27 protein-coding genes are annotated in these 25,912 nt (G+C 71.5%); 16 read left to right on the top strand and 11 right to left on the bottom strand.

The annotated features are described in order from the left end of the window. Positions 1–2 precede the first annotated feature (2 nt). Positions 3–266, bottom strand: coding sequence for a type II toxin-antitoxin system prevent-host-death family antitoxin (locus tag ABZU25_RS19045; protein WP_355030668.1), 264 nt, complete (start codon positions 264–266; stop codon positions 3–5). A gap of 584 nt (positions 267–850) precedes the next feature. Beyond that, positions 851–1,603: an XRE family transcriptional regulator gene (locus ABZU25_RS19050; RefSeq protein WP_355030669.1), complete on the bottom strand. Its 753-nt coding sequence runs from the start codon at positions 1,601–1,603 to the stop codon at positions 851–853. Positions 1,604–1,747: 144 nt separating this feature from the next. Here ABZU25_RS19050 and ABZU25_RS19055 point away from each other — a divergent pair, with 144 nt between their 5' ends. From ABZU25_RS19055 to ABZU25_RS19065, 3 genes are all read left to right on the top strand, one after another. Beyond that, on the top strand, positions 1,748–1,912 hold the full coding sequence (locus tag ABZU25_RS19055) for a hypothetical protein (protein WP_355030670.1): 165 nt from the start codon (positions 1,748–1,750) through the stop codon (positions 1,910–1,912). Continuing rightward, positions 1,902–3,086 carry a helix-turn-helix domain-containing protein gene (locus ABZU25_RS19060; RefSeq protein WP_355030671.1) on the top strand — a complete coding sequence of 395 codons (1,185 nt, stop codon included), beginning with the start codon at positions 1,902–1,904 and terminating at the stop codon, positions 3,084–3,086. The genes ABZU25_RS19055 and ABZU25_RS19060 overlap by 11 nt, the downstream gene beginning before the upstream one ends. 149 nt (positions 3,087–3,235) lie before the next feature. Next, positions 3,236–3,610: a DUF805 domain-containing protein gene (locus ABZU25_RS19065; protein WP_355030672.1), complete on the top strand. Its 375-nt coding sequence runs from the start codon at positions 3,236–3,238 to the stop codon at positions 3,608–3,610. 230 nt (positions 3,611–3,840) lie between these two features. Here ABZU25_RS19065 and ABZU25_RS19070 read toward each other — a convergent pair whose 3' ends face one another. Next, positions 3,841–4,743 (bottom strand): NADP-dependent oxidoreductase, encoded by a 903-nt coding sequence (locus ABZU25_RS19070; protein ID WP_355030673.1) that lies wholly within the window; start codon positions 4,741–4,743, stop codon positions 3,841–3,843. A gap of 104 nt (positions 4,744–4,847) precedes the next feature. Between ABZU25_RS19070 and ABZU25_RS19075 the strand changes: the two genes are divergently transcribed. Beyond that, the gene (locus ABZU25_RS19075; protein WP_355030674.1) at positions 4,848–5,246 is read left to right on the top strand and encodes a helix-turn-helix domain-containing protein; all 399 of its coding nucleotides are present in this window, start codon (positions 4,848–4,850) and stop codon (positions 5,244–5,246) included. Between the two features lie 45 nt (positions 5,247–5,291). Here the strand turns inward: ABZU25_RS19075 and ABZU25_RS19080 are convergent, their stop codons facing one another. The 4 genes from ABZU25_RS19080 to ABZU25_RS19095 are packed head-to-tail and all read right to left on the bottom strand — an operon-like array spanning position 5,292 to position 9,221. Then, positions 5,292–5,942 (bottom strand): response regulator transcription factor, encoded by a 651-nt coding sequence (locus ABZU25_RS19080; protein ID WP_355030675.1) that lies wholly within the window; start codon positions 5,940–5,942, stop codon positions 5,292–5,294. Next, positions 5,933–7,150 carry a sensor domain-containing protein gene (locus tag ABZU25_RS19085; RefSeq protein WP_355030676.1) on the bottom strand — a complete coding sequence of 406 codons (1,218 nt, stop codon included), beginning with the start codon at positions 7,148–7,150 and terminating at the stop codon, positions 5,933–5,935. The genes ABZU25_RS19080 and ABZU25_RS19085 overlap by 10 nt, the downstream gene beginning before the upstream one ends. After that, positions 7,147–8,487, bottom strand: a complete 1,341-nt coding sequence (locus ABZU25_RS19090) for an ABC transporter permease (protein WP_355030677.1) — start codon at positions 8,485–8,487, stop codon at positions 7,147–7,149. The genes ABZU25_RS19085 and ABZU25_RS19090 overlap by 4 nt, the downstream gene beginning before the upstream one ends. After that, on the bottom strand, positions 8,484–9,221 hold the full coding sequence (locus tag ABZU25_RS19095) for an ABC transporter ATP-binding protein (RefSeq protein ID WP_355030678.1): 738 nt from the start codon (positions 9,219–9,221) through the stop codon (positions 8,484–8,486). The genes ABZU25_RS19090 and ABZU25_RS19095 overlap by 4 nt, the downstream gene beginning before the upstream one ends. 225 nt (positions 9,222–9,446) lie before the next feature. Here ABZU25_RS19095 and ABZU25_RS19100 point away from each other — a divergent pair, with 225 nt between their 5' ends. The 3 genes from ABZU25_RS19100 (at position 9,447) to ABZU25_RS19110 (ending at position 11,594) form a co-directional block, all read left to right on the top strand. Further along, positions 9,447–9,944: a response regulator transcription factor gene (locus ABZU25_RS19100; protein WP_355030679.1), complete on the top strand. Its 498-nt coding sequence runs from the start codon at positions 9,447–9,449 to the stop codon at positions 9,942–9,944. A gap of 71 nt (positions 9,945–10,015) precedes the next feature. Further along, positions 10,016–10,714 (top strand): hypothetical protein, encoded by a 699-nt coding sequence (locus ABZU25_RS19105; protein WP_355030680.1) that lies wholly within the window; start codon positions 10,016–10,018, stop codon positions 10,712–10,714. Positions 10,715–11,126: 412 nt separating this feature from the next. Further along, positions 11,127–11,594, top strand: coding sequence for a hypothetical protein (locus ABZU25_RS19110; RefSeq protein WP_355030681.1), 468 nt, complete (start codon positions 11,127–11,129; stop codon positions 11,592–11,594). A 75-nt stretch (positions 11,595–11,669) separates the two neighbouring features. On the opposite strand, the gene ABZU25_RS19115 is transcribed toward ABZU25_RS19110, so the two are convergent. Continuing rightward, positions 11,670–13,814 (bottom strand): prolyl oligopeptidase family serine peptidase, encoded by a 2,145-nt coding sequence (locus tag ABZU25_RS19115; protein WP_355030682.1) that lies wholly within the window; start codon positions 13,812–13,814, stop codon positions 11,670–11,672. An 86-nt stretch (positions 13,815–13,900) separates the two neighbouring features. On the opposite strand from ABZU25_RS19115, the gene mshB reads away from it, so the two are divergent. The 3 genes from mshB to ABZU25_RS19130 all read left to right on the top strand — a co-directional run bounded on the left by mshB (position 13,901) and on the right by ABZU25_RS19130 (position 15,820). Further along, on the top strand, positions 13,901–14,827 hold the full coding sequence (mshB, locus tag ABZU25_RS19120; RefSeq protein WP_355030683.1) for an N-acetyl-1-D-myo-inositol-2-amino-2-deoxy-alpha-D-glucopyranoside deacetylase: 927 nt from the start codon (positions 13,901–13,903) through the stop codon (positions 14,825–14,827). Between the two features lie 14 nt (positions 14,828–14,841). Then, positions 14,842–15,291, top strand: coding sequence for a hypothetical protein (locus ABZU25_RS19125; RefSeq protein WP_355030684.1), 450 nt, complete (start codon positions 14,842–14,844; stop codon positions 15,289–15,291). A 64-nt stretch (positions 15,292–15,355) separates the two neighbouring features. Further along, entirely contained in the window at positions 15,356–15,820 is a 465-nt protein-coding gene (locus tag ABZU25_RS19130; RefSeq protein WP_355030685.1) for a hypothetical protein, read from the top strand. Between the two features lie 12 nt (positions 15,821–15,832). Here ABZU25_RS19130 and ABZU25_RS19135 read toward each other — a convergent pair whose 3' ends face one another. Then, complete coding sequence (locus ABZU25_RS19135) at positions 15,833–16,804, bottom strand: GNAT family N-acetyltransferase (protein WP_355030686.1); 972 nt, start codon at positions 16,802–16,804, stop codon at positions 15,833–15,835. A gap of 79 nt (positions 16,805–16,883) precedes the next feature. Here ABZU25_RS19135 and fdxA point away from each other — a divergent pair, with 79 nt between their 5' ends. The 5 genes from fdxA (at position 16,884) to ABZU25_RS19160 (ending at position 20,735) form a co-directional block, all read left to right on the top strand. Beyond that, positions 16,884–17,210, top strand: coding sequence for a ferredoxin (gene fdxA / locus ABZU25_RS19140; protein WP_355030687.1), 327 nt, complete (start codon positions 16,884–16,886; stop codon positions 17,208–17,210). Next, positions 17,207–18,316 (top strand): succinyldiaminopimelate transaminase, encoded by a 1,110-nt coding sequence (gene dapC, locus ABZU25_RS19145; RefSeq protein WP_355030714.1) that lies wholly within the window; start codon positions 17,207–17,209, stop codon positions 18,314–18,316. The genes fdxA and dapC overlap by 4 nt, the downstream gene beginning before the upstream one ends. Positions 18,317–18,413: 97 nt before the next feature. Then, entirely contained in the window at positions 18,414–19,427 is a 1,014-nt protein-coding gene (locus ABZU25_RS19150; RefSeq protein ID WP_355030688.1) for a prephenate dehydrogenase/arogenate dehydrogenase family protein, read from the top strand. Between the two features lie 10 nt (positions 19,428–19,437). Next, positions 19,438–20,088 carry an SIMPL domain-containing protein gene (locus tag ABZU25_RS19155; protein WP_355030689.1) on the top strand — a complete coding sequence of 217 codons (651 nt, stop codon included), beginning with the start codon at positions 19,438–19,440 and terminating at the stop codon, positions 20,086–20,088. After that, a complete protein-coding gene (locus tag ABZU25_RS19160) occupies positions 20,088–20,735 on the top strand; it encodes a nucleoside/nucleotide kinase family protein (RefSeq protein ID WP_355030690.1) in 648 nt (215 codons plus the stop codon). The genes ABZU25_RS19155 and ABZU25_RS19160 overlap by 1 nt, the downstream gene beginning before the upstream one ends. A gap of 105 nt (positions 20,736–20,840) precedes the next feature. On the opposite strand, the gene ABZU25_RS19165 is transcribed toward ABZU25_RS19160, so the two are convergent. Next, entirely contained in the window at positions 20,841–21,398 is a 558-nt protein-coding gene (locus tag ABZU25_RS19165; RefSeq protein ID WP_355030691.1) for a sugar O-acetyltransferase, read from the bottom strand. A 161-nt stretch (positions 21,399–21,559) separates the two neighbouring features. Here ABZU25_RS19165 and ABZU25_RS19170 point away from each other — a divergent pair, with 161 nt between their 5' ends. Further along, a complete protein-coding gene (locus ABZU25_RS19170) occupies positions 21,560–24,862 on the top strand; it encodes a S8 family serine peptidase (RefSeq protein ID WP_355030715.1) in 3,303 nt (1,100 codons plus the stop codon). A 50-nt stretch (positions 24,863–24,912) separates the two neighbouring features. On the opposite strand, the gene dapD is transcribed toward ABZU25_RS19170, so the two are convergent. Then, a complete protein-coding gene (gene dapD / locus ABZU25_RS19175; RefSeq protein WP_355030692.1) occupies positions 24,913–25,872 on the bottom strand; it encodes a 2,3,4,5-tetrahydropyridine-2,6-dicarboxylate N-succinyltransferase in 960 nt (319 codons plus the stop codon). Positions 25,873–25,912 lie beyond the last annotated feature (40 nt).

A 25,912-nucleotide genomic window follows, 5' to 3' on the forward strand; every position in this document is an offset into this window, starting at 1 on the left:
TCTCACCTCAGACCAGCAGGGTCCCTTCCCGACAGCGCCGTCGGGAAGGGACCCTGCTGTTCCTGGCGATCGGCGCACCCTGGATCGGTTGGCTGGTCGAACACGTCGGCGAAGTCATCCCATTCGCGCCAGATCCGAGGACTGACCGGGCCGAGCACGGCTGCCGGTCGGCCGGCGACAGTGAGCGTCAGGCGTTCACCGGCCTGTGCCCGACGCACCAGGTCGCTGACGTTCTGTCGTAGCTCCCGCAGGCCAACTTCGCGCATAAGTCAAAGGTAGTGCCTGTGCTGCCGCCGTCGAAAGTTGTCCGGTCGGGGTTCGGTAGGTTCCCACGGGCCGCTGCGGTGCTCGTATTTCAAGGTTGATTGGATGGGCCTTACGGCACGATCGCGCCTACCCCCGCCGGTTGCCTGCGCTCCAGGGCTCGCGATCTGCGGGAGATCCGTGCACGTGGGTCCCACACGCATCGACGTGACGGTCGCGGCAACGTCCGGGGTCGGCAGCATCAGGCAGGTCGCTGGCGTGGCTCGCCATGACTGGGTGCTAACCCACGGTTGCAGGACGCGGACCCATCGAGGTTCGACACGACAGCCTATGGCGACCCACAGGGCAGGCCGAACTGGAGGAGGATCGGTGTCGCGTCCGGCTCGGGCAGGTGGTGCCCTCCCGCTCCTTGATCTGCGCCACCAGACCGGAACGCCCGCCGCTCGTGCGCCCGAGGTGGCTGCGGCTTTCGATGGCGGGCGGGCCATCACGCCTGCAGGACCAGCCGATAGGGTGCGTGATGTTGTATTGCGATAGCTCTCTCGTTGGTGCAGGCTGGATTGCGTTAACAGATAGAGGCGAGATCCTATTCGGGCGACCTGTTGTACTGGTCGAGCGTCGCCTTGGACGTGGACGCATCCCGGAAGGTCAGCTCCCAGGGGCCGGTGTTGACGTCCATGTCCTTGCCGAACCCGACCCACTTTCCGGCCATCCGTCGGCCGGTGGGCTCCACCAGTAGTTGGATTGCGCCGTGGTACCGGGCTCCCCGGTAGTAGCCGGCGTGATCGGTCTGCTCGACCCAGGTGCCGGTGACCACGGCAGCGTCCACGGTGAGATCCAGCGACAGTGACGATGCCGCCGAGCCGGGCAGGCTGCGCACGGTGAGTCGGTCGCGGTGCTGAAGCACGACCACGAAGTGCTGCCCGGCGAATGATTCCCCCCGGCCGCTGGAATGGTATTGGTAGCGGCTGAGCCAGACACCCTCGTACGACCCGTGGACCGCAAGTGGCTTGGACGCTGGCGTGGCCAGGCTGGACAGGGTCGAGGTCAGGTCGTGGCCACCGTGTTGGTCATCGGCGAGATGGCCGTCGGGTATCGCGGCGAAGCCGAGCAGCGAAACCGGCAGGCCGGTGACGACCTCCAGGGCGCGGGCGTACACGGGTCGCGGTGCGGCGATCGCGCCGGACTCCCAGCGCTGGACGAGTCGCTTGCTGGCGTCGTTGGGCTCGCCGACGCGGTGACCCGCGGCCTGGAGTGCGCGGGCGAAATCATCCTGGCTCATGCGCATCCCGGTACGGATCGCGCGCAGGGCGGTGTTCGGAGCGTTCATGTTCGCCACGATAGCGATGTGTCGCCTTAATGTCGCCCCGAATGTGCCCGGGATGTCGCGCTCTATGCCGCCGCGCCCGACGACAGTTCAGCGTCATTCTGGACACCACGCGACGGCCGATCTTGCCGGTGCGCTCCAATAGCGGAGGTGATGATGCCCAGTTCTGACCACGAGCCGCTCAGCCGTGGCGAGCAGATCGACGCCCACGAACGGGAAGAAGCCAAGCGCCGGTTGCTCGCGCAGGCCGAGGCGGAGCGGATACCGGTGCAGGAGACGAGCCGGGCGGTGCCGGATCGGCGGTGGCGTGGTGAGCCGTGATCCGGTGCCGATCGGCCGACGGGTGGCCTACCTGCGGGTGCGGCGGAGGCTGTCGCAGCAGTCGTTCGCGGATCGGTTGGGCAAGTCGAAGAGCTGGGTGGACAAGGTCGAGCGCGGGGTCCGCTCCCTGGAACGGCTGTCGACCATTCGGGAAATCGCGGCGGTGTTGCGGGTCGATGCTGCAGCGCTGCTCGGTCGTGATGTCCAGCCCGCCGGGGTGGCCGAGCGTCGCGAGGGCGTCGCGCAAATCCGGGCCGCCCTGTCCGCGTACCCGATGGCTTTTGGTCGCCCGGCGGACCGGGCGGTGATGTCGCCCGAGGGGTTGGCTCGGGAAGTACGGCACGTGTGGACGACCTACCAGCACGCCCGGTATCCGCGTCTGGTCGAGCTGCTGCCCACGGTGGTGACCGAGGCTCACCGCGCCTACGCGCAGGAACCCGAGGCGGGGCGGGCGGCCGTGGTGGAGGTGTACCGGGTGACGGCGGCGCTGCTCGTCAAGCTGGGAGAGGGGAGCCTCGCCTGGTTGGCCGCTGATCGGGCGATGTCCGCCGCCACCGGTGACCGGGTGTTGCTGGCCTGCGCGGCGGTGCAGTTGGGTCAGGTGCTGCGGGCGTCGACCCGGGCAGGGCCGGTGATGCTGGCCGCCGCCTCCCAGGTCGCTCCCAGTCCGAGGGCTGGCACGCCGGCGGAACTGTCGCTGCGCGGGTCGCTGCTCGTGCAGGCGGCCCTGATCGCGGCCCGGGCGGGTGACGACCGGGTGGTCGGTGACCTGCTGGACGAGGCCGCCGAGCTGGCCGCTCAGGTGGGCGACGGACATGACCACTGCTGGACCGCGTTCGGGCCGACCGCCGTCGAGCTGGCGCGGGTCGCCGCCGCCGTCGAGCTGGGCGACGGGCCGCAGGCGGTCGCCCGGCACGAGAACGCGGTCGGGCGGGACGGGTGGCGGTGGCTGCCGATCGAGCACCGCCCCGCACACCTGATCGACGCGGCGCGCGCCTACCTCCAGACGGACGACCCGACCAACGCGGCCCGGGTTCTGTTGCGGGCCGACACCATCGCGCCCGCCGAGATTCGCCACCGGCCAACTGTCCGGGAGGTGGTCGCCCAGGTCGCCCGCGACCCGAACGCCCCGCCGACGATTCATCGGCTCGCTGTGGCACTGGGGGTCGGGTAGCTCACTTCGGGCTCATCGACGAATGCGGATGATCGTTTGTGGGCGCTGCGGCCCCTACGCCTTGGCTGCTCGGCTGATGACCCCGCCGATTCGATCTGTTTGGCTGCCCGCGATGACCTTGTAAACCCCTCGAAAGACCGGAGCTAGTGATGTCCTTCATTGCCGCGATCAAATCCGTGTTCAGCCAGTACGTCGGCTTCAAGGGTCGGGCCCGCCGGTCTGAGTACTGGTGGTTCGCCCTGTTCAGCACCCTGGTCAGCATTGTCGCTGCCATCCTGGACAACGCGCTGGGATTGACCTTTGGGGAGTCCTCGTCGACCGGGTTCGTCGGCCTCATCGTCTACCTGGTGCTTCTGCTGCCGGCGTTGGCGGTCGCGGTGCGACGCCTGCACGACACCGACCGGACGGGGTGGTGGGTGCTGATCGGCCTGGTGCCGATCGTGGGCGGCATCGTCCTGCTCGTGTTCTTGGTCTTGGACGGCACGCCCGGCGCGAACCGTTTCGGCGCCAGCCCCAAGGACTGACCGCTGTCCGCGCGCATCGCGCGTGACCATCCCGAATACCTACGTCAAGCCGTAACTCGGACGAAGGCACGTTAGGCGGGTGCTAGCCGTTCCCGGCTACTCCGGCTGGCTCGCCGGCGGGGGCATCGACGCGGGCAGGGCCGGTGTAGCTGGCCGGCGCTGCACGTCGATGACCCCTACCGCGCAGCGCAGTACCCCGCGATGCGCGACGGCCGAGCTTCCGCAGCGGATCAGGGGACGATCACCACGCCGCCGCGCACGCCGCCCTGGGCCAGCCGCTCGTGGGCGGCTGCCGCGTCGGCGAAGGGGTACACGTCAGCGACCCGGAGCGGGATGTCGCCGGTGGTGACGAGTTTGACCAATTCGCCCAGCCGGGATCCGTCCGGTAGCACCTCCAGCGCGAAGGTCCGGATTCCCCGCACCGGCTCCGGGCGTAGCGGGGGTGACGCGGCCACGTAGCCACCGCCGTCCCGGACGAGGTCCAGCAGCGAGGTGCCGATCACCGCCAGGTCGATGACCGCGTCGAACGTCCCCGTCGGATCGTCGGCGCGCGACAGGAACGCCGCGCCCAGCGACTCGACGAACTCGCGGTCGTCGGCCCCGGCTAGTCCCGTGGCGTGCAGACCGGTTGCCCGGGCCAGCGCCAGAACGAACCCGCCGACCTGCCCGGCGGCGCCGGTGACGAGCACGGCCGAACCCGCCGGGAGCGCGAGCAGGTCGAGGGCCTGGGCGGCGGCGAGGCCATTGGTCGGCAGGGTCGCCGCCTCGGTGGCGGGGACGCCGGTGGGAGCGGAGGTCAGCCAGGCGGCGTCGAGGACCACGTACTCGGCGTGGGCGCCGACAGTGGTTTGTAGCCACGGCGAGAAGCCGATGACCTCGTCGCCGATCGTGAACTCCTCGACCGACGGGCCGACCGCGTCGACGCTGCCGGCAACGTCCCAGCCGGGCGTGTAGGGCAGACCGGTCGGCAACGGGGCCGGGAACCGACCGGAGCGGACCATCAGATCGACCGGATGGACAACTGACGCCGCCACCCGCACCCGGACCTGCCCCGGCCCGGGCTCGGGCACCGGCACGTCGGCCACGTGCAGGACCTCCGGCCCTCCGAACTGTGCATAGCTGACTGCGCGCATCGCCGTCTCCTTCGTGGGACTTCGTGATCACCACGACCGTACGAATCATCGGCACTATGAGAAAGTAGGTACCGTAAAGTGCCTAGGGCACCAAAGGAGCGAAGATGGCGACGACGACCGCGGCTCAACGCCGTGAACAGGCCAAACGCGACTACGACGCGTTCCTGGAACAGTGCCCGACCCGCGAGCTGCTGAGCAGGCTCACCGACAAGTGGGTTGCCCTGGTGATCCCAGCGCTCGTCGACGGCCCGCAGCGGCACGGCGAGCTTGCCCACCGCATCGCCGGCGTCAGCCAGAAGATGCTCACCCAGACCCTGCGGACGCTGGAGCGCGACGGCCTGGTCACCCGCACGGTCACCGCCTCGGTACCGGTCCGCGTCGACTACGAGCTCACTCCGCTCGGCCATGAACTGTTCCCGGTCATGATCGCGATCAAAGACTGGGCGGAGACACACATGGACCGCGTCTTCGAAGCCCGGACCCAATTCGACGCCCGACCCTGAAGGCGTACGACGCCGACCGCACAGACCGCGCGGCGTATCGCTGGCTCAGCGCGCCGCGTTCAGGTAGCGCAGCACGGCGAGCACTCGCCGGTGGTCGGTTCGCGCCTGGGGTAGGTCCAGCTTGGTGAAGATGGCTGTCACGTGCTTCTCCACACTGCGAGCGGCGAGGTGGAGCGATTCGCAGATGGCAGCGTTGGAGCGGCCCTCGGCCAACATCCCCAGGACCTCCCGTTCCCGCTCGCTGAGGCGGGCGACGCCCGCGTCCACCGCCGGTGCCGCCAGCAACTGCCGCACCACCTCCGGGTCCAGTGCTGTTCCGCCGGCGGCCACTCTGCGCAGCGCGTCGACGAAGTCGTCGGTGCTGACAATGCGGTCCTTCAACAGGTACCCGACCCGGCCGGGGTGCTCGGCGATCAGTTGCCGCGCGTACCGGGTCTCCACCCACTGCGAGAAGACCAGCACTCCGATGTCCGGGTGCGCCGCCCGGATCGCCAGTGCCGCCCGCAGACCTTCGTCGGTGAAGGTCGGTGGCATCCGCACGTCGACCACCGCCACCTCCGGCCGGTGCTCGCCGACCGCCGCCCGCAGGTCGTCACCGTTGTCCACAGTCGACACGACGGTGAATCCGTGATCGGTCAGTAGCAACCTGATCCCGTCGCGCAGTAACGGGTTGTCCTCGGCGATCACTACTCGCATGGCAACTCCACGGTGATGGTCGTCGGCCCACCCGGCGGGCTGTCCACCCACAGAGCGCCGTCGAGCGACTCGGCCCGCCGGACCAGCCCGGCCAGACCCGTACCCCTGCTCCCCGGCCTCGCCCCGCCGCGTCCGTCGTCGGTGACGGTCAGGCGCAGCGCGCCACCCTGCGCGCGAAGGTCCAGCCGAATCCGGCCGGCCCTGGCGTGTTTCGCCACGTTGGTGAGCAGTTCGGCGGCGCTGAAGTAGAGCGCCGACTCCAGGTCGGGCGGTGGCCGCTGGGGCAGGTCCACCTGCACGTCGACGGGTACCGCGCTGCGCGCGGCCAGGGTCTCGATCGCGGTGCTCAAGCCGGCGTCCAGCGCGGGTGGGTGAATGCCCCGCACGATGTCCCGCAGCTCGGTCAGCGCCTCCACCACCGCGCCCCGGGCCTGCGCCACCATCGTCCGCAGCTCCGGCTCGTCGGCTCGCCGTTCGATGCGCGACAGCGCCACGCCCAGCGCGACCAGCCGGGCCTGCGTACCGTCGTGCAGGTCCCGCTCCACGCGCCGCAACAGCGCCGCCGCGTCCGCGCGCAGCGCGGCCCTGCTGGCCTCCAACGCCGCTATCCGGGCCCGCTCCGGGCCCGGCTCCAGCAGCGCCCCCACCAACCGCCGGTCCAGCCACACGATGAGCCGGAAGTACCACGGAAACACCAGCAGCGCGGCCAACCCCTGCGCGGCCAAACCCCAGGGACCGCCCCACGGCGGATCCTGGGGAAACCGGTGCGTCCACACGGGATAGGTGATCCCGAGCAGCCCTCCGGCGATGAGGACCCCGCCCAGGTAGGCAGCCGCGGCCATCAGCGGCAGCCGGGCGAAGCAGTACGCGAGGGCCTTCCAAGCGCTGGCGTCAGTCAGCACCGCGCCGGCCCAGCGCACCGGACCCGGCCCGCGCCGGCGCAGGGGCGGCGGGTTCGGCCAACTCCAGCCGAGGAACAGTCGGGCCGGCCCCCGGAAGTACCGGACGGTCAGCCGGGCCAGCAGCAGCACACCGGTCAGCAGCGGCAGCCCGATCGTCAGCAGCGACAGCACCGAGAACACCAGCCCCAGCAGCGCCATCGCGAACGTCGGCACGGCCAGTACGGTGCCGGTGACCGTGTATCCGACCTCGCTCCAGGTGCGGGCGGCCACCGGCGCGCGCAGGACTCTGCTGGCGACCGATCTCACGGGTCCACCGCCAGCGACTCCACCGGCGGGCGGCGCATCGCGACCAGCGCCGGCACCACGGTGCCCAGCAGGACCAGGCCGATCACCGTGGCCAGGCCGCCGATCAGCTGCCCGGTGGGCAGGTACGGCATCCACGTACCCAGCATGCCGTGCAGCATCGGCACCACGGTGACCATCGCGACCACCGTACCCACCGCCAACGCGGTCCCGGTCACCATCAGGGCTTCGCAGACGACCACGGCCAGCGCCCGCGTCCTGCTCGCGCCGACCAGCCGGGTCACCGCAAGCTCCCGACGTCGGGCCAGCAGCACGGTCACCAGCGTGTTCACCGCCGCGACCGCCGCGAAGGCCACGTAGACGGCGGTCCCGGAGTACTCCGTCCACACCTGCGCCGGTGGGTCGGGCACGGCGCGCACGTGTACGGACGTGGTGTGCGTGACCACCTTCACCGTGGCGAACGCGATCGCGAGGACCAGCGGTACCAAAGCGCCGGACAGCGCCTTGGATCGCACCGCGAGGTTGTCCGCGGCCAGCGCCCCGGTCCCTCCGAACAGTCGCGCCAGCGGGGCGGCCAGCCGCAGCAGGACCGGACCGAGGAAACCGGCCCCCACGCACATCGCCAGCATCGTGAAGAAGCTCGCGTCGCCGGCCTTCGCCGGGTCGCCGTTCGCGATGCGGAGCGACAGCACCACGCCGCCAGCCACGAGCACCACCCCGATCGCGGTACGCACAACGCTGACCCGGCGTCGCGGAACCGCCGTCTCGGTCAGCGCGGCGGCGGGGCGTACTCGCGCCGGGCGTACTGCGGCGACCAGCGCGCCGACCAGCGACGCCCCGACGGTGATGCCCAACGCGGCGGGCAGTGCCGCGGCCGAAGGGTGGAACGTCACGCCGGGTGGGATTGCCCCGTGCCCGGTGAGCCCCGCCAACCAGGCGCGGGCGAGCAGGGCACCGAGCGGCACCCCGAGCACGGCCGCCGGCACCGCCACCGCGGCGGCCTGGGCCGCCACCGCGCGGCGTACCTGCCCGGGAGTGGCACCGACCGCCCGCACCAGCGCGATGTCCCGGCCCTGCCGGGCGATCGACGACGTCATGGTCAACCCAACGATCAACGCGGTCAGGTACACCGACACCACCACGAACAGCACGGCCATCTCGGGGATCCCGCTCTCGGTCAGCGCCTGCCGGGCGGCCGGGTCCAACCGCGCGCCGGACATCGAGGAGTTCGCGCCGAGCGCTCCGGACACCAGCGCGGCGGCCAGGCACTGCGTGACGAACGGTCCAGCGAAGGCCCACGGCTGCTTGCGCAGCGCCTGCCTGGTCAGCCCCGCGTTCACCGGGCCACCGCCGGGTCCTGCACGGTGGCGCGCAGCCGCGCCGCGATGCTCGTCGAATCGGGCGTCGGGCCGTCCGCCACCACCTCGCCCTCGCGCAGCAGGATGAGCCGGTCGCTCCAGGCCGCTGCCATCGGGTCGTGGGTGACCATCACCACCGTCACCCCGGCCCGGTCCACCCCGCCGCGAAACAGCTGCATCACCTGCCCACCGGTAGCCGGATCCAACGCCCCGGTCGGCTCGTCCGCGAACACCACGGCGGGACGGCCAGCCAGCGCACGGGCAATGGCGACCCGCTGGCGCTGGCCACCGGACAACTCGCCGACCGACCGACCAGCCAGCCCGGACAGCCCAACCTCGGCCAGCACCTCGTCGAGCGGGCGCGGGCGCGGACCACCCAGCCGACGGGGCAGCAGCACGTTCTGCCGCACCGTCAGTTCCGACAGCAGGTTGTAGGACTGGAAGACGAAACCCACCCGGTCGCGGCGCAGCCGGGTCAGCGCACCCTCGCGCATCCGCGTGACGTCCCGGCCGACCAACCGGACCCGGCCCGACGTCGGCCGGTCCAGCCCGGCCGCGCACTGCAGCAGCGTGCTCTTGCCCGACCCGGTCGCGCCCATCACCGCCACAAACGTGCCGGCCGACACCCCGAGTGAGACGCCGCGAAGAGCGGCGATGGGCCGGCGGCGCGAGCCGTAGGTGCGGGTCACCCCGTCTAGTTCCACAACGTTGTCCATGCGGTCCAGCCTCGGCGCCGGCGGCGACAGGGACATCAGGGCGGCCCGAACGGTACGAGGTGCGGTTATCCGTACCGGCCCCTGTCGTACCGACCCGGTGGCCGCGCCACGCACCGCGGAGTCCATTGGCAGTTGCTTCCGGCCAACGCGACCTTGAGGTTGAGCCGTCGGCAGCAGGACTTCCCGGGTTAGGATCGGCCCGGTTCCTGACCTTGGGAGTTGCCGATGCGCGCCACCCACTGGCTCCGGTCACCCTTCATCCGTAGACGTCTGTTCATCGCGGCCGTGCTGATCGGCTGTTTCGTCTGGGCGATGGTCATCGTTGGACTGTCGTTCGCGATGGTGGAGCGCGGCGGCGGACAGTGGTGGGTGATCCCATTCTTCGGCGCGTTCGTGTTGGCGATCGCGGTGCTGGCCGTCCGCTGGGTCCCCACAGCCCCGTCAAGGGCCGACCCGGCACCGGCAAGTCTGCCCGCACCCGTCGCCGCTCAGGGACCGTCGCCTGTCGCGGTGCAGCGCAGGCCCGCCGAGCCGCTCAGCTCGCGCGAACTGGAGGTGCTGCACCAGTTGGCGACCGGCCGCAGCAACGCGGAGATCGCCAAGGTGCTCTTCGTCGCGCCCGGCACGGTCAAGGCGCACCTCAACCACATCTTCCGCAAGCTCGAGGCGGCGAGCCGTCTGCAGGCCGTTGCGCACGCCCGCGAGGCCGGTCTGCTCGAATAAACCCGGTTTAAACCACCGGTAGACCGATCGGCAGATGCCGTGTCCGGCTGTCCTTCCTAGCGTCCCGGTGCATGAAGCAGCGTATTGATCACCTCCCGCCGTTCGCACTCGTTGCGGTATTCACGATCGTGGTGCAAGGGCTGTCCCTGATGGAGTTCCTTCCACTGCCGACCGCCCTGCTGATCGGAGCCGGATGGGCGGTCTTGATCGGGCTCGTCGCACGCTGGATCCGCCGCAGGCGGACGCTGAGCGCCTGGGTAGAGGACGGCCTTGTGGCACTGGGCTGTGTAACCATGGCGCTGTTCGCGTTCGGCGGCGCCATCGGGCTGCTGATGCTGGGCACTGCGCTGAGCAGCTCCTCGATCACCGGGGAGACGATGGTGACGATGTTCCTACCCAGCATTCCGATCGCGATCGCGGCGAACGTCCCGACCGAACTCGTCATCCTCCCGGGTTTGTTGGTCCTCGGGTGGCGTCCCGGTACCCGTCGGGTCCTCTTCATCGGCGCAGCCGTTCTGTATTTCGTCCACCGGGTCTGGACCTACCTCGTGTTCGCCCCCGACCGCCTGGACTTCGCCGCGGCGGAGCGGTCCACAGCGGTGTTGACCGCAGCGGAGAAGGATCAGTTCTCCTCGGCGCTGCACATCGACGACCCTCGGTGGGTGCTCAACCTGTTGATTTTCGCGGTCTTCCTGCTGTCGGCGTTCTTCTCCCGCGTACGGGAGGTCAGCGGGTCCTGCACTGCCGCGATGCGCAGTAACCCGCGCTGATCAGGTAGCCGACCGGGGCCCGTGGGCGAGTTCGGCGGCACCCCTCGCGTTCCGCGTCCAGCACGGGCTGGCCGATCGCCGCGTCCGCTTCTGGACGAGTGATTCCCAACCCTGACTCGGGCTGTCGCCGGCGGCCGGAGGTGACCGTCGGTCACCTCCGTGCGGGGACGGATGCGGTAGTGAGCGGTATACCTCTGAGTCATATTCATACCTCTGAGGTATACCGCTCACGAGCACATCGAGATGGCGGACAGCCACAGCGGATAGCGAGCGCCCTTCGCTGCGTCCGCAGCCCGTTCTGAATGAGGACCTGCCCAGCCCCCGGTGGGTGTGGCGGAAACGACATCCGTGCGGCGGCATTACGCAAAGAACGGGGCGCCGTCGTGGCCAGTCGCCTCGATACGATACGGCGGTGAACATCGACATGCTTCGCCGTCAGCCGCTGGACCGTTTCGCCGAACTACCGTGGGCCCTCTGGTTTGGCTTCAACGTCCTGCTCTACCTCGGTGTGTGGCTGGCGGGACTTGTCGTTTATGCCCTGACAGATACGGTCCCGGGCGTGGGGCTCGCCGAAAACCTGCTATTGCTGGTCATCGGGATCATGTTCCTCTTCCCACTGTGGGCGCTCCTGAGCGTCGCCGGCACCGTGTGCCTGGGAGTGCTGCGTCTGCTGTCCGACGTGCGCTGGTACTGGTTCAGGCTCTGCGCGATCCTGCTCTTCGCCGTGCCGTTTCCGCTGTTCGTCTTCAGCACCTATGGTCTGCGGATGGCTCTGCCCGTGGCAGGTGCCCAACTGGTGACGGCACTGCTCATTGTTCAGCCCCGGAAAAAGTCAGACGGCTCGGCAAACCGGAATCCCGCCATGGCGGACCATCGCTGACAGCGGATCGGGCCGGCGCAGCCAGACGCGCCGTTTTGTGCCACTGGGGTGCCGAAATCACCTGTCGAATTCCGCTCACAACAAATGGGTACGGAGAAAGTCGAGTTCCAGGGGGAGCAGTCGCTCGGCGGTGCCGTTCGCGGCCATGTGGGTGGCTCCGGTCAGCGGCAGGACGGCGTGCGGGCGGCCGGTGCTCAGCAAAGCCGCGGAGAGCCGGAGCGTGTGCGCGGCCACCACGTTGTCGTCGGCCAGGCCGTGCACCAGCAGCAACGGGCGGGCCTGGTCCGGGCCGGTGACCGGCTCGGCGGCCAACTCGACAAGTGAGTGGTGCGCGTAGATGTCCATGCCGTCCTCGGGCAACCCCAGATAACGCTCGGTGTACGCGGTGTCGTACAGCGTCCAGTCGGTCACCGGCGCGCCCGCGATCCCGCACCGGAACAGCTCCGGGTGGCGCAGCACCGCCAACCCGGCCAGCCACCCGCCGAACGACCAGCCGCGCACCCCCACCCGTCCCATGTCCAGGTCGGGGTGCTTCCCGGCGAGCGCGGTCAGGGCGTCGATCTGGTCGGTCACTGTCACGTCGGCCATCCGCCGGTGGATCGCCTTCTCGAATGACGGGGCCACTCCCGGCGTACCCCGGTTGTCGATGGTGACCACCGCGAACCCGGCATCGGCCCACCACTGCCGTTCCAACCAGGCCGCCCGTGCCGCCACGACCTCCTGGTGCCCCGGCCCGCCGTAGATGTCCAGCAGCACCGGCAGCCGCCGGCCCGTCACGTGGTTGTCCGGGTAGAGCACCGCCGCCGGCAGCCGTCGATCGGTCACCCGTTCCAGCAACGGCAGCGGAGAATACGGAGGGGTGGCGGCCAGCGACCGCAACCCGGCGACCTCCTGGTCGCCGCGTCGCACCGTCCACCGCACCCCGGCGTGGTCCAGTGACGCGACCCCGACGGCCAGCACGTCGCCGCCCACGGCGGCGGTGTGCCAACCCGAGTCGCTGGTGATCCGGCGCGCGTCCACCCCACCCCCGATGGTGGTGCGGACCCGGAACAGGTGCCGCTCGCTCGGCTCACCGTCGCTGGCCTCGACCAGCAGGTCGGCCGGGCCGGAAATGGCCGGCAGCCGACCCACGACCCGCCGCACGTACAGCGACGGCGGAGTGAGCAGGGTGCCGTCCGCGAACAGGCACCGCGCGTCGTACCCGTCGTGTGCCAACTCCCCGCCGACGAGCACCCGGCCGTCCGGCAGGTGCGCCGGGGTGCCGGTGATCGGCTCGACCCAGCGCGGATCGGCCAGCTCCGCGTGCACCTGGGTCTCACCCGTCCGGGGGTCCACGGCGAGCACCAGCCCGTGCTGCTGTGAGCGGCGCAACACGGTGATCAGTGGGCTGCCCTCGACCCAGCTGACAGCGGTCAGGTACGGGTAGGTTTCCCGGTCCCAGTGCACGTCGACCCAGCCGTCGTCGAGGTCCAGCAGGTGCAGGCTGACCTCCGCGTTCGGCCCACCGGCCCGGGGGTACGCCACGGCGGTCGGCGGGCTGGCCGGCTCGGCCGGGTCGTGCAGGTGCCAGCGGTCCAGGCGGGACTCGTCGACCCGGGCGGCGAGTACCGAGCGACCGTCCGGTGCCCACCAGTAGCCCCGGAACCGGCCGAACTCCTCCGCCGCGATGTGCTCGGCCAGCCCCCAGCTCACCCCGGCGTTCTCGCCGGCCAGCAGGGTGTCGGCGCCGTCTGCCTCGATCACCCGCAGCTCACCCCGGCGCACACCCTCGCCCGCGTCGGTCACGTACGCCAACCGCTGCCCGGTCGGGTCCGGACGGGGGTCCAGCACCGGGCCGACGGTGGCCACCTCCACCACGTCGCCGTGCACCAGATCGGCCCGGAACAACCGCCCGGCCAGCGCGAACACCGCAACCCGCCCGGCGGCGTCCAGCGCGTACGAGCCGATGCCGGCGGCGCTGAGCCGTAACCGCTCACGCAGCGCGCGTTCGCCGGGGGAGAGCGACCGCACGTCCCCGCCCTCGCCCAGCAGGGTCGTCGGGTCGGCGACCAGGCGCTCCTCGGCGGTGGCCACGTCCAGCAGCCAGAGCGCGTCCGCCGGATCCTCCGGCCCGGCCGAGCGCAGGAAGATCACCCGGGAGCCGTCGTCAGCCACGGAGACAGCGCGCGGCGCGCCGTGGCTGAACCGGCGGGTGCGGGCGGCCAGCTCCGGAAAGTCCACAGACCAAATCGTAGAGCGGTACCGGAGGTGATGTGGCCGACCTGGGCGGACGCGTCAGCGCCGGTGGGACCTGACCGCCGGTTAGAGTGACCGTCGTGACGATGCTGCCCGACCGCCGCCTGCTGCTGGTCCACGCGCACCCCGACGACGAGTCGATCGGCACCGGCTCGACGATGGCCCGTTACGCCGCCAACGGCGCCCACGTCACGCTGGTGACCTGCACCCTCGGTGAGGAAGGCGAGATTCACGTGCCGGCGCTGGCCCAGCTCGCCGCCGCCGAGGCCGACCAGCTCGGCGGGTACCGGATCGCCGAGCTGGCCGCCGCGTGCGCCGCGCTCGGCGTCGACGACCACCGCTTTCTGGGCGGGGCCGGCCGCTACCGCGACTCGGGGATGATGGGGCTCGCCACAAACGAACACCCCCGCGCCTTCTGGCAGGCCGACCTCGACGAGGCCGCCGGGCACCTGGTGGAGATCATGCGGGAGGTACGCCCGCAGGTGCTTGTCACGTACGACCCGAACGGCTTCTACGGCCACCCCGACCACATCCAGGCTCACCGGGTCGCGATGCGCGCTGTCGAGCTGGCCGCCGCCGAGGGCTGCGCCCCGCTGAAGGTCTACTGGACCGCCATGCCGCTCAGCGTCCTGGAAGCCGGCATGGCGCACTTCGCCGAGTCCTCCGACAACCCGTTCGGCGGCATCGCCGACATCGCCGACCTACCCTTCGGCACCCCGGATGCCCAGATCGCCGCCCGGATCGACGGCACCGACCAGCACCCGGCCAAGGAGGCCGCGATGCGCGCGCACGCCACCCAGATCCCGGCCACCTCCTGGCTCTACTCGATCGCCGGCAACTTCGGCGGTGAGTTCATGGGCGTGGAGTTCTTCACCCTCGCGGTCGGCGAGAAGGGTCCGGGCTTCGGGCCGTACGGCTGGGAGGACGACCTCTTCGCCGGGCTCCCCGAGGAAACCGCCTCGGACCGGTCGCCGGTCGCGGCGGCGGGTCTTCGGTGACCCTGCCGGCGTCGATGACGGTTCTGGACGAGCAGGATGCCCCGCCCCCGGCGGGGCCACCGCCGCGACTGCTCGACCTGGGCCTGCGGCTGGCCGGCGCGATCGTCGTGGTGGTCGCCGCAGTGCTGAGCGGGGTGCTGGAGTTGCTGCTCGCCACGGTCCGCGTCGGCGGGCAGTTGATCGGTGTGTCGGCACTCCTCGCCGTCGGTGCCAACATCGTGCTGAGCTGGTTCGCGTACGAGGCGGTCGGCCGCAGGTGGGCGGTGGTGCTGCCGGCGGTGCCATGGTTCGCGCTGATGGCGGTGGCCGCCATCCGGACCAGCGAGGGTGACCTGTTGCTGGCCGGCGACAACTGGGTCGGTCTGGCCATGATCGTGGCCGGCGCGATGACCTTCGCGGTGATGGGCTTCCGGCAGATCCTCGCTCCGCCGTCCACGCTCGGGCTGATGACGCCACCCAGGTAGGGGTGGTAGATATTCCAGCCAGGGATGTGAGCCCGCGACGGGGCGTACGGCAGGAGGTCCGGCGATGGACAGACGGTGGCGTGACATCGGGGTGCTCGTGGCAGCACTGTTCGCGGTCAACGTGGTGGCTCGGCTGATCATCCGGTTCGGTTTCGAGGATGACGACACGACCGCCGACCGGGTGTCGTTGGCGATGTTCGCGGTGATCGGGCTGATCCTGGCCGTTGTCGCCTTCCGTTGGGGTCGTCGCCGGCCGTTGGCGGAGTGGGCGGCCGACATGGCCCTCGTGGTGCTGGCGGCGATGGTGTTGACCGTGTTGGTCGGGCCGCTGCTGATCGGCCACAACCCGTTCGCTGGCGGCGCGCCGACGTTCTTCGCCCAGCTCTGGCTGTACCTGCTCGCCGCAGGCGCCGGGGTGCTGATCGGCTACCTGGTGCTCACCGCGCTGGGGCGTGACTACCGCTCGTGGCAGCTCAAGCGGTACGCCGAGGTCAAGGCCGCCAAGCCCCGCCGCGTCGTCCGCCGCTGACCCGACGCCGGGTCAGTGCGGGGCGACCCGGGTCAGGTAGGTGTGGTGCGTGGCGAAGCCGAATCGCCGGTAGAGCGCGACCGCCGCCGTGTTGTGCTGCTCGACCTGGAGGAACGCGTGTGTCGCGCCGGCGGACACGCCCCAGGCGGCCAGCTCGTCGATCACCCGGCCGGCCAGCCCCTGACGGCGGGCCACCGGCAACACCTCGATCAGGCTGAGGCCCAGCCAGCGCCCCTGGCCGGTCACCGTGCCTCGGCCGACCGCCACCAGCGCGCCGTCGACGTACACGTGCGCGAAGCGAACCTGGCCCACGGCGGTGAGCACGTGCCGGGCGGCGTCCGGCAGGCCCCCCTTGCGGCCGGCGGCGACGGCCAGCCACTCCGCGCTCGGCGCTGTGGACAGGTCGACGACCGCGCTGCCCCACCGACCAGCCGGCCCGACGGCGATGCCGGGCGGACGCAGCGGGAGCGGCGCGGTCTGCACCAGGACCGGCGGTCGGGCGGCCCAACCGCGGGCGTCCAACTCGGCACCGACCGGGGCGGCGAGTGGCAGCGGCGTGTTGATGATCGGTGGCTGGCCCTGTTCGGCGTACCAGCGTTCGACAGCGTCCACGGCGGCGGGCAGCGGTCGGTCGGGGTCGCCGATCGGCAGCGCCGAGTTGGCCCGCCCGCTCCAGCCGTCCGCGGAGCGGAGCAGCCAGTCGCCGAGCTGCCCCCGCGTTGGTGCCGGCCAGGCCTCGTCGGCGGCCCGCTCCAGCGCCACGACTGCCGCGGCGGTTGGCCGGCGGGTGGGTGGCACCCGCTTGGCGCGGTGGACCTGCGCCACCGGGACGCGCAGTTGCCCCTGCGCGGTGGAGAGCGTGAGATGAGTCTCGCTCAGCTCGACCAGCTCGCCGAGGGCGTCGGAGAAGAGCGGGCGGCCCTCGCGAATCCCCACAATCCGGCGGACTACGATTCGGTGTCCCACATCCTGCTGTCGGAGCACGATCGACCCCCTCCCCGGCGAGATACTAGGCTCTTACCGTCGCGGGTGATCGCGGCGTGTCTTGCGGAGGAGAAGACCGGTGACCTACATCATCGCCGAGCCGTGCGTGGATGTGCTCGACAAGGCATGCATCGAGGAATGCCCGGTCGACTGCATTTACGAGGGCAATCGGATGCTCTACATCCACCCCGACGAGTGCGTCGACTGTGGTGCCTGTGAGCCTGTCTGCCCGGTGGAGGCGATCTTCTACGAGGACGACGTCCCGGAGCAGTGGAAGGACTACACCGGCGCCAACTACGAGTTCTTCGAGGAGCTGGGCTCGCCCGGTGGTGCCTCGAAGGTCGGCAAGGTGGAGAAGGACGCCACCTTCGTCGCCGCGCAGCCGCCGCGCGGCGAGGACCACTGAACCGGCCCGCGCCGGTCTCGTCGCGGCTGCCCGAGTTCACCTGGGACACCCTGGATGCCGCGGCCACCCTGGCCGCGGCGCATCCGGATGGCCTGATCAACCTCTCCATGGGTACGCCGGTCGACCCGGTGCCCGAGGTGATCCGCCGGGCGTTGGCTGACGCGTCCGATGCTCCCGGTTACCCGCTGACCGCCGGCACCCCGGCGTTGCGGGCCGCGATCGCGGCGTGGGTGTCCCGGGCCTGTGGCGCCGGGGTCGATGGTCTCGGCGTGCTGCCGACCATCGGCTCGAAGGAGTTGGTCGCCTGGCTGCCGACCCTGCTCGGCATCGGCCCTGGTGACGTGGTGGTGGTGCCGTCGATCGCGTACCCCACCTACGAGGACGGCGCCCGGTTGGCCGGCGCGACAGTCGTCCGCACCGATTCGCTCACCTCGGTCGGGCCGACCTCGCGGGTCCGCCTGGTCTGGGTCAACTCGCCCGGCAACCCGACCGGCCGGGTGCTGCCCCCTGCGCACCTGCGCAAGGTGGTCGACTGGGCTCGGGAACGCGGTGCCGTGGTCGCCAGCGACGAGTGCTATCTGCCACTCGGCTGGTCGGCCGAGCCGGTTTCGGTGCTGTCGCCGCAGGTCAGCGGCGGCAGCTATGCGGGGATTCTCGCCGTGCACTCGCTGTCCAAGCGATCCAATCTCGCCGGCTACCGGGCCGGTTTCGTCGCCGGCGACCCGGCGCTCGTCGCCGAGCTGCTGAAGGTGCGCAAGCACGCGGGCATGATCGTGCCCGCGCCGGTGCAGGCGGCCATGGTGGCGGCCCTGGAGGACGAGCGACACGCCGAGGAGCAACGGGAGCGCTACCGCGCCCGGCGGGAGGTGCTGGCCGCCGCGTTCACCGGTGCCGGGTTCACCGTCGAGCACTCCGAGGCGGGCCTCTACCTGTGGCTGACCCGCGGTGAAGACTGCTGGCAGACCGTCGACTGGCTGGCGCGGCGCGGCATCCTGGTCGCTGCCGGCGTCTTCTACGGTCCCGGCGGCCAGCAGCACGTACGGGCGGCGCTGACCGAGTCCGACGAGCACATCGCCGGCGTCGCGGCCCGCCTCGTCCAGAACTGACAGCACCTCCGGGCGGTCGAGCCGGACGATATCCTCGGCCCGACCTGGTCGGGGCCGTGTCGGCTCCACACCCCAGCAGGATCGTCGAGGTGTGCGGATGGTGGACAGGCCCGGTGTGCGGGCGGCGGTGGTCGGTACCGGCCTGATCGGTGGTTCGGTGTTGCTCCGACTGCACGCCGCAGGCATCGACGTGACCGGGTGGGATCCGGACGAGAGCACCCGGCGGGAGGCCCGCCGGGTGGGCGTACCCGCTCCGGACCGGCTGGTCGAGGCGGTGGCCGACCGGGACGTGGTCTTCCTCTGCGGGCCGCTGCCCACCCTGCCGGCGACCCTGGTCGAGGTGGCCGCGATGACCGGTGAGCGTTGTGTGCTGACCGACGTGGGTAGTACCAAGGAGGAGGTGGCGGCGTTCGCCGCCACGCACGGGCTGACGCACCGGTTCGTGCCCGGCCACCCGATGGCCGGCACCGACCGGGCGGGCTTGACGGCGGCGGGGCCGGAGCTGCTCGTCGGCGCCGCCTGGGTGCTCTGTCCCGCGGCTGGGCCGGCCACGACCGCGTTCCGCTGGCTGGCTGAGCTGCTGGTGGATCTCTTCGGGGCCCGGGTGGTGCCGATGTCCGCGGCGGAGCACGACTCGGCCGCCGCGCTCGCCTCACACGTGCCGCACCTGCTGGCCGGCGCGCTGGCCGGTGCGGTGCAGCGCGCACCGCTGCGCGACGCGATACTCGCGCTCGCCGCCGGCAGTTTCTCCGATGGCACCCGGGTCGCCGGCACCCCCGCCGGTCGGACCGCCAACATGCTGCTCGGCAACCGGGACCGGGTGCTGCGCGAGCTGGCCGAGGTCACCGCGTTCCTGGACGACCTGACCGCCGCGCTGCGCGCGAACGACGCACCGGCGCTCACGGCACGGTACGACGAGGCACGTGCCGCCCGCGAGGCGCTGCGCGAACGGCGGTTCGACGCGTACGACAGGCAGTTCCCGACCGGTGGTGACCACACCGCGGAGGTGTCCTGGCTGCGTGAGCTGGGGGTGGCCGGCGGTCACCTGACGGGTCTCCACGTCGGCGTCGACAACGTCTCGTACGAGGCGCGGCGGCCCGCGGCTGACTAGGCTGAGGGGCATGGCGGCGGACAGTCCGGTGGTGCAGGTGCGCGGCGAGGCGTACCGGGAGGTGCCGCCCGAGCTGGCCCGGTTCGCGGTCACCGCGACAGCGCGGGACCGGGATCGGGAGACCACCCTGACCCGGCTGGCCGAGCGTGCCGCTGCCATCCGGGTGCTGCTGGACGCCTCTGGGCCAGCGGTGGCACGCCGGGAGACCGGCGATCTGCGGGTGCGACCGGAGACCCGTCGCTCGGGTGAGCGGGTGGTCGCCTGGCACGGCAGCGTGACCACCACTGTCACCGTCACCGACTTCACCGCCCTCGGCGAGTTGATGCTCCGGTTGGCCGACCAGGATCAGGTCGAGGTGGCCGGGCCCTGGTGGGAGCTTCGCCCGGACAGCCCCGCGCACCGCGAGGCCCGACACGCCGCGATTCGCGACGCGCTGGTACGGGCCCGCGAGTACGCCGAGGCGCTGGGTGCCCAGGTCACCTCGTTGCTTGAGCTGGCCGACGCCGGGCCGGCTGATCGACCGATGTTCGCCCGCGCGGCGTTCGCCGGGGCTGGCGGCGCGGGTGGTGGTCCGCCGGAGCTTGAGCTGGACCCGCAGCCGCAGTCCGTCCAGGCGGCCGTGCAGGCGCGGTTCACGATCAGTGCGCCGGTCCTCGACTGATGCCTCCGGCTCGGGTGTTGTCGGTCGACGAGTTGGTGCAGCGCGCGCTGGCGCTGGCCGAGGCCGGCCCGCGACAACTGCTGGGCATCGTCGGCGCGCCGGGCGCGGGGAAGACCACGCTGGCCGAGCAGGTCGTGGCCGCCGTCGGGTCGGCCGCCAGGCTGGTGCCGATGGACGGCTTCCACCTGGCGCAGTCCCAGCTGGTCCGGTTGGGTCGCGCGGACCGCAAGGGCGCGGTGGACACCTTCGACGCCAACGGGTTCGTCTCGTTGCTGCGCCGGCTGCGTCGGCTGGAGCCCACCTCGGTGTACGCGCCGGAGTTCCGCCGGGAGTTGGAGGAGCCGGTGGCCGGGGCGATCGAGGTGCCGCCGTCGGTCCGGCTGGTGGTGACCGAGGGCAACTACCTGCTGCTGCCGGATTTTCCGTGGCAGGAGGTGCGGGCGCTGCTGCACGAGACGTGGTTTCTCGACCTGGACGCCGACCTGCGCCAGCGTCGGTTGACCGCCCGACACGAGGCGTTCGGGCGGTCGCCGGAGCAGGCACGCGAGTGGGCGCTGGGCAGTGACGAGGCAAACGCGGCCCTGATCACCCCGACCGCCGACCGAGCCGACCTGGTGGTCCGCCTGTCCGAGCCGCCGGCGGCCTGACCGGCCTGTCCGAGCCACCGGCGGCCTGACCGGCCGGGGCGGGGCCGGCGTGGTCCGCCGGTCCGAGCCGCTGGCGGCCTGACCGACCGGCCGGGGTTGGTGCGTTCAGTCCAGGTCGCGGATCGGCCGGGCGGGGTTGCCTACGGCGACCACGTTGGCGGGCAGGTCGCGGGTCACCACCGCGCCCGCGCCGACGACGGTGTTCGCGCCGATCGACACTCCGGCCAGCACGATCGCGCCGCCGCCGAGCCAGACGTTGTCGCCGATGGTGATCGGCCTGGCGGCCTCCCACTTGTCGCGGCGCGGACCGGGCTCCACCGGGTGGGTCGGCGTGAGCAGTTGCACGTTCGGTCCGATCTGGACGTCCGCGCCGATGGTGATCGGCGCGGTGTCGAGGAAGACCGCGTGGTAGTTGACGAAGCTGCGCGGGCCGATCCGGATCTGCCAGCCGTAGTCGCAGTAGAGCGGCGGGCGGACCCAGGCGTCCTCGCCCAGGTCGCCGAGCAGCTCGCGCAGCGCCCCCAGCCGCGCCTGCGGATCCGCCGCGGCACTGGTGTTGAAGCGTTCCATCAGCCGGGCGGCCCGGTCCAGGTCAGCGATGAGTTCTGGGTCGTCGGCGAGGTAGGGCTCGCCGGCGAGCATCCGGTCCTTCATGGAGGTCACCCGGTCGATGATGCCTGCCGACCCCGTCGCAGGTTGGCAGGTTCGTCATATTTTCGACCCCTTCTTTGCATACCGAGTATGCAATACTGACGGCGGTCTATGCACGTCTCATGCCTGTACAACGCTCCACCAAGGAGGATCCGTTGCATCGACGCAGCAGAATGACCACCGCCGTCGCCGCCATCGCCGCCCTCGTACTGGGCACTCCGACGATCGCCGTGGCCAGCCCACCGACCACCGCCCCCGACGCCGCCCCGCGGACCGCGACCGGCGCCGCCACCGCGAAGACGGTCACCCTGCTCACCGGCGACCGGGTCACCGTCACCGCGTCCGGGTCCGCCGCCGTACGTCCCGGCCCCGACCGCGCTCAGCTGCGCTTCCTCACCACCCGCGACCGCGGTCAGCTGATCGTGCTGCCGGAGGACGCTCTGCCGCTGGTCCGCGCCGGTCGGGTCGACCGGCGACTGTTCGACGTGACCGGGCTGATCGCCGCCGGTTACGACGACGCCCGCCGGGACAACCTGCCGGTGCTGGTCACCGGCGACGCGGGCGCGCGACGGCGCGTCGCCGCGGCGCCCACCGGACTGACCGTCACCGCCGAGCTGCCGGCTGTCGGCGGCGTCGCCGCGACAGCGGACAAGAAGCGGGTCACGGAGGTCTGGGCAGCACTCACCGGCACCGGCGCCCGGGTCGGCACGGCGGGGGTTGCCGACCGGATCTGGCTCGACGGCCGCCGACACGTCACCCTCGATCACAGCGTGCCGCAGATCGGCGCGCCGGCCGCGCACCAGGCGGGGTTCACCGGCCAGGGCGTCCGGGTCGCGGTGCTGGACACCGGGATCGACGCCGGCCACCCCGACCTGACCGGGCGGCTCGCCGAGTCGCACAACTTCACCGAAGCCACCGACGCCGGTGACACCGTCGGCCACGGCACCCACGTCGCCTCGATCATCGCGGGCAGCGGTGCGGCCTCCGGCGGCAAATACCGGGGCGTCGCGCCGGACGCCACGCTGCTCAACGGCAAGGTCTGTGATGAACAGGGCTGCCTGGAATCCGCGATCCTGGCCGGCATGCAGTGGGCTGCCGTCGACAAGCACGCCGACGTGATCAACATGAGTCTGGGTGGTAGCGACACGCCTGACGTCGACCCGCTGGAGGCGGCGGTCGAGTCGTTGACCGCGCAGACCGGCGCGCTCTTCGTGATCTCCTCCGGCAACGACGGAAGCGACGGCTCGGTCAGTTCGCCGAGCACTGCGGAATCCGCGCTGTCGGTCGGCGCGGTGGACCGCGACGACGCCCTGGCCGACTTCTCCAGCCGCGGCCCCCGGGTCGGCGACGGTGGGCTGAAGCCGGACCTCACCGCCCCGGGGGTGGATATCGTGGCCGCCCGTGGTGACGGCACGCTGCTCGGCGACCCGGTGGGGGAGAAGTACGTAGCGCTCACCGGCACCTCGATGGCCGCGCCGCACGTCACCGGCGCGGTGGCGCTGCTCGCCCAGCAGCACAGCGGCTGGGCGGGGGCACAGCTCAAGGCCACCCTGATGGCCTCGGCGAAGCCACACCCGGAGCAGACCGCGTTCCAGCAGGGTGCCGGCCGGGTCGACGTGGCCAGGGCGATCACCCAGCGGGTCGTCAGCGACCCGGTCAGTGTCGCCTTCGGGCAACCGGCCTGGCCGCATGACGACGACGCCCCGATCGCCCGCACTGTCGACTGGCGCAACGACGGCCCGGATCCGATCACCCTGGACCTGACCCTCGACGTGACCGGACCCGACGGTCAGCCGGCACCGGCCGGCATGTTCACCCTCGCGGCCAGCCAGGTCACAGTGCCCGCCGGCGGCACCGCCGGCACCACTGCCACAGTGGACACCCGCCTCGGCACGGACGGCTACTGGACCGGACGGATCGTGGCCCGCTCCGGCACGGCCGTGGCGGTCACCCCGGTCGCGGTCCACCGGGAGGTGGAGAGCTACCAGCTCACCGTCCGGCACCTCGACGCCACCGGCGCGGCCGCCGAGGGATACTTCACCTCGCTGGTGCGGCTGGACAACCTGCAGAGCTACGAGCTGTACGACCCGGACGGCACCGTCGACATCCGGTTGCCCAGGGGCCGGTACGGACTGGTCAGCTCCATCTTCACCGGCGACGTCGACGCCGCCTCGCTGGCGCGGCCCGAGCTGGTGATCGGCGACGACACCGCGGTCACCCTCGACGCCCGCAAGGCCCGGCCGGTGCGCAGCGCCGTTCCCGATCGATCGGCCAAACCGGCACTCGTGGACATCGGGGCGACCTTCCTGGCCCCCGACGGCGCTTCCTCCGGCTTCGGGATTCTCAGCTTCGACTTCACCGGGCTGGCCACCGGGCAGGTCGGCCGGGCGGTCTCCGGCAAACAGTTCGTCAGCACCATCAGCAGCCAGTGGGCGGACCTGGAGGTGGCCCACAGCCCCTACCTGTACGCGCTCAGCGAGACCTTCCCCGGCCGGCTGCCGACCGGCTTCGACAAGACCTACCGCAGCTCCGAGCTGGCCACCGTCACGCAGCAGTTCAAGGGCGGCTACTCGGGCCTGAAGGGGGAACGGGTGGTCTATCCGCACCTCGACCCGGATCTAAGCGGTTGGGCGGCCGGAGTGCCCACCGTGGTGCCCGGCCAGCGGGTCGAGCACTACAACACCCGAGGTGTGCGCTGGTCCTCGGAGCTGACGTTCTGGGCGCCCGTCGAGGAGTGGTGGACCGAGTTCAGGGCGGGGCTGACGACCGAGCCGCGCGCGTACCGGCCCGGCCGACACACCCGGGAGAGTTGGGGCAGCGCGCCCTACGGCCCGTCCTTCCCGACGCCGCGCTGGCCCGGCCAGGGGGTCACCCGACTCGGTGACGACATCCAGGTGGACGTGCAGTTGTACGGCGACGCCGAGGGGCACCCCGGGGGTTCGTTCGTCGACACCGCCCGGACCGCCCTCTACCGCAACGGGGTGCTGGTCGGCGAGTCACCGGACGCCGGTTTCGGAGAGTTCGCGGTGCCACCCGGTGCTGCGGCCTACCGGCTGGAGGTGTCGGCGAAGCGCAGCTTCACCGACCTCAGCACCGAGGTCAGCACGGCGTGGACGTTCCGGTCCCGGCACGTCCCCGGTGCCGACTATCGTCGGCTGCCGGTGTCGGCCATCCGGTTCACGCCACCGTTGGATGCCGACAACACCGCTCGGGCCGGCCGGAGCCTGGTCATCCCGGTGCAGGTGAAGAGGCAACCCGGCGTCGCCGGGTCGCGGCTGACCAAGCTGACAGTGGACGTCTCCTACGACGGGGGCAGGACCTGGCAGGCCGCCCAGGTCCGGCACGGCGGCCACGGCTGGACGGCCACCGTGAAGCACCCCGCCGGGGCCGGTCACGCGTCCCTGCGGGCCACCGCCCGGGACGCCGCCGGCACCACTGTCACCGAGCGGATCATCCAGGCGTACCGGTTGCGCTGAGGCGTACCCCGTCGGGTCCGCGGCCGAGTGCCGCGGACCCGGCGGGTCCGTCAGTCGTTGGCGTGCAGGGCGGCGTTCAGCTCGATGCCCCGGCCGGTGCGTGGCCGGGCCTCCAGCGCGCCGGTCACCGAGTTGCGCCAGAACAGCAGGCCGTCGACGCCGGACAGCTCCCGGGCCTTGACCACCCGGCCGTCCGGCAGGGTGATCTTCGAAGCGGCGGTGATGTAACAGCCCGCCTCGACCACGCAGTCGTCGCCGAGGGAGATGCCGACGCCCGCGTTCGCGCCGATCAGGCTGCGCTCGCCGATGCTCACCTTCTCGGTGCCGCCACCGGAGAGGGTGCCCATGATCGAGGCGCCACCGCCGACGTCGGACCCGTCGCCGACAAGCACGCCCTGCACGATGCGCCCCTCCACCATCGAGGTGCCCGCGGTGCCGGCGTTGAAGTTGACGAAGCCCTCGTGCATCACTGTGGTGCCGGCGGCCAGGTGCGCGCCCAGGCGGACCCGGTCGGCGTCGGCGATCCGCACCCCGGCGGGCACCACGTAGTCGGTCATCCGGGGGAACTTGTCCACCCCGTACACCGCCAGGTGGCGGCCGGCCGCCCGCTCGATCACCCGCAGCTCGTCCACCCGCTCCGGTGGGCACGGCCCGGCGGACGTCCAGGCCACGTTCGCCAGCTTGCCGAAGATGCCGTCCAGGTTGAGCTGGTTGGGCTGGACCAGCCGGTGCGAGAGCAGGTGCAACCGGAGGTACGCGTCGGGGGCGTCCTTGATCGGGTCGTCGAGCGAGCCGATCACGGTGACCACCTGGACGGTACGCAGGCCGGGCAGTGAGCGGTCACCGAGCGCCGCCGGCGGCAGGTCGAGCACGTCCGACTTGTCTTCCCCGGCGACCAGCGGCAGCTCACCCAGGCCCAGCTTGCCGGTCGGGTACCAGGTGTCGAGCACCTGCTCATCTGCCGTGACAGTGGCCAGGCCAATGCCCCAGGCGGAATCTGCGGACGTCACTGTTACACCTCTCGGTCGCGGCCGCGCCGGCCTCAGCTCA

Source organism: Micromonospora sp. NPDC005215 (assembly GCF_040607915.1).
Taxonomy (GTDB): domain Bacteria; phylum Actinomycetota; class Actinomycetes; order Mycobacteriales; family Micromonosporaceae; genus Micromonospora.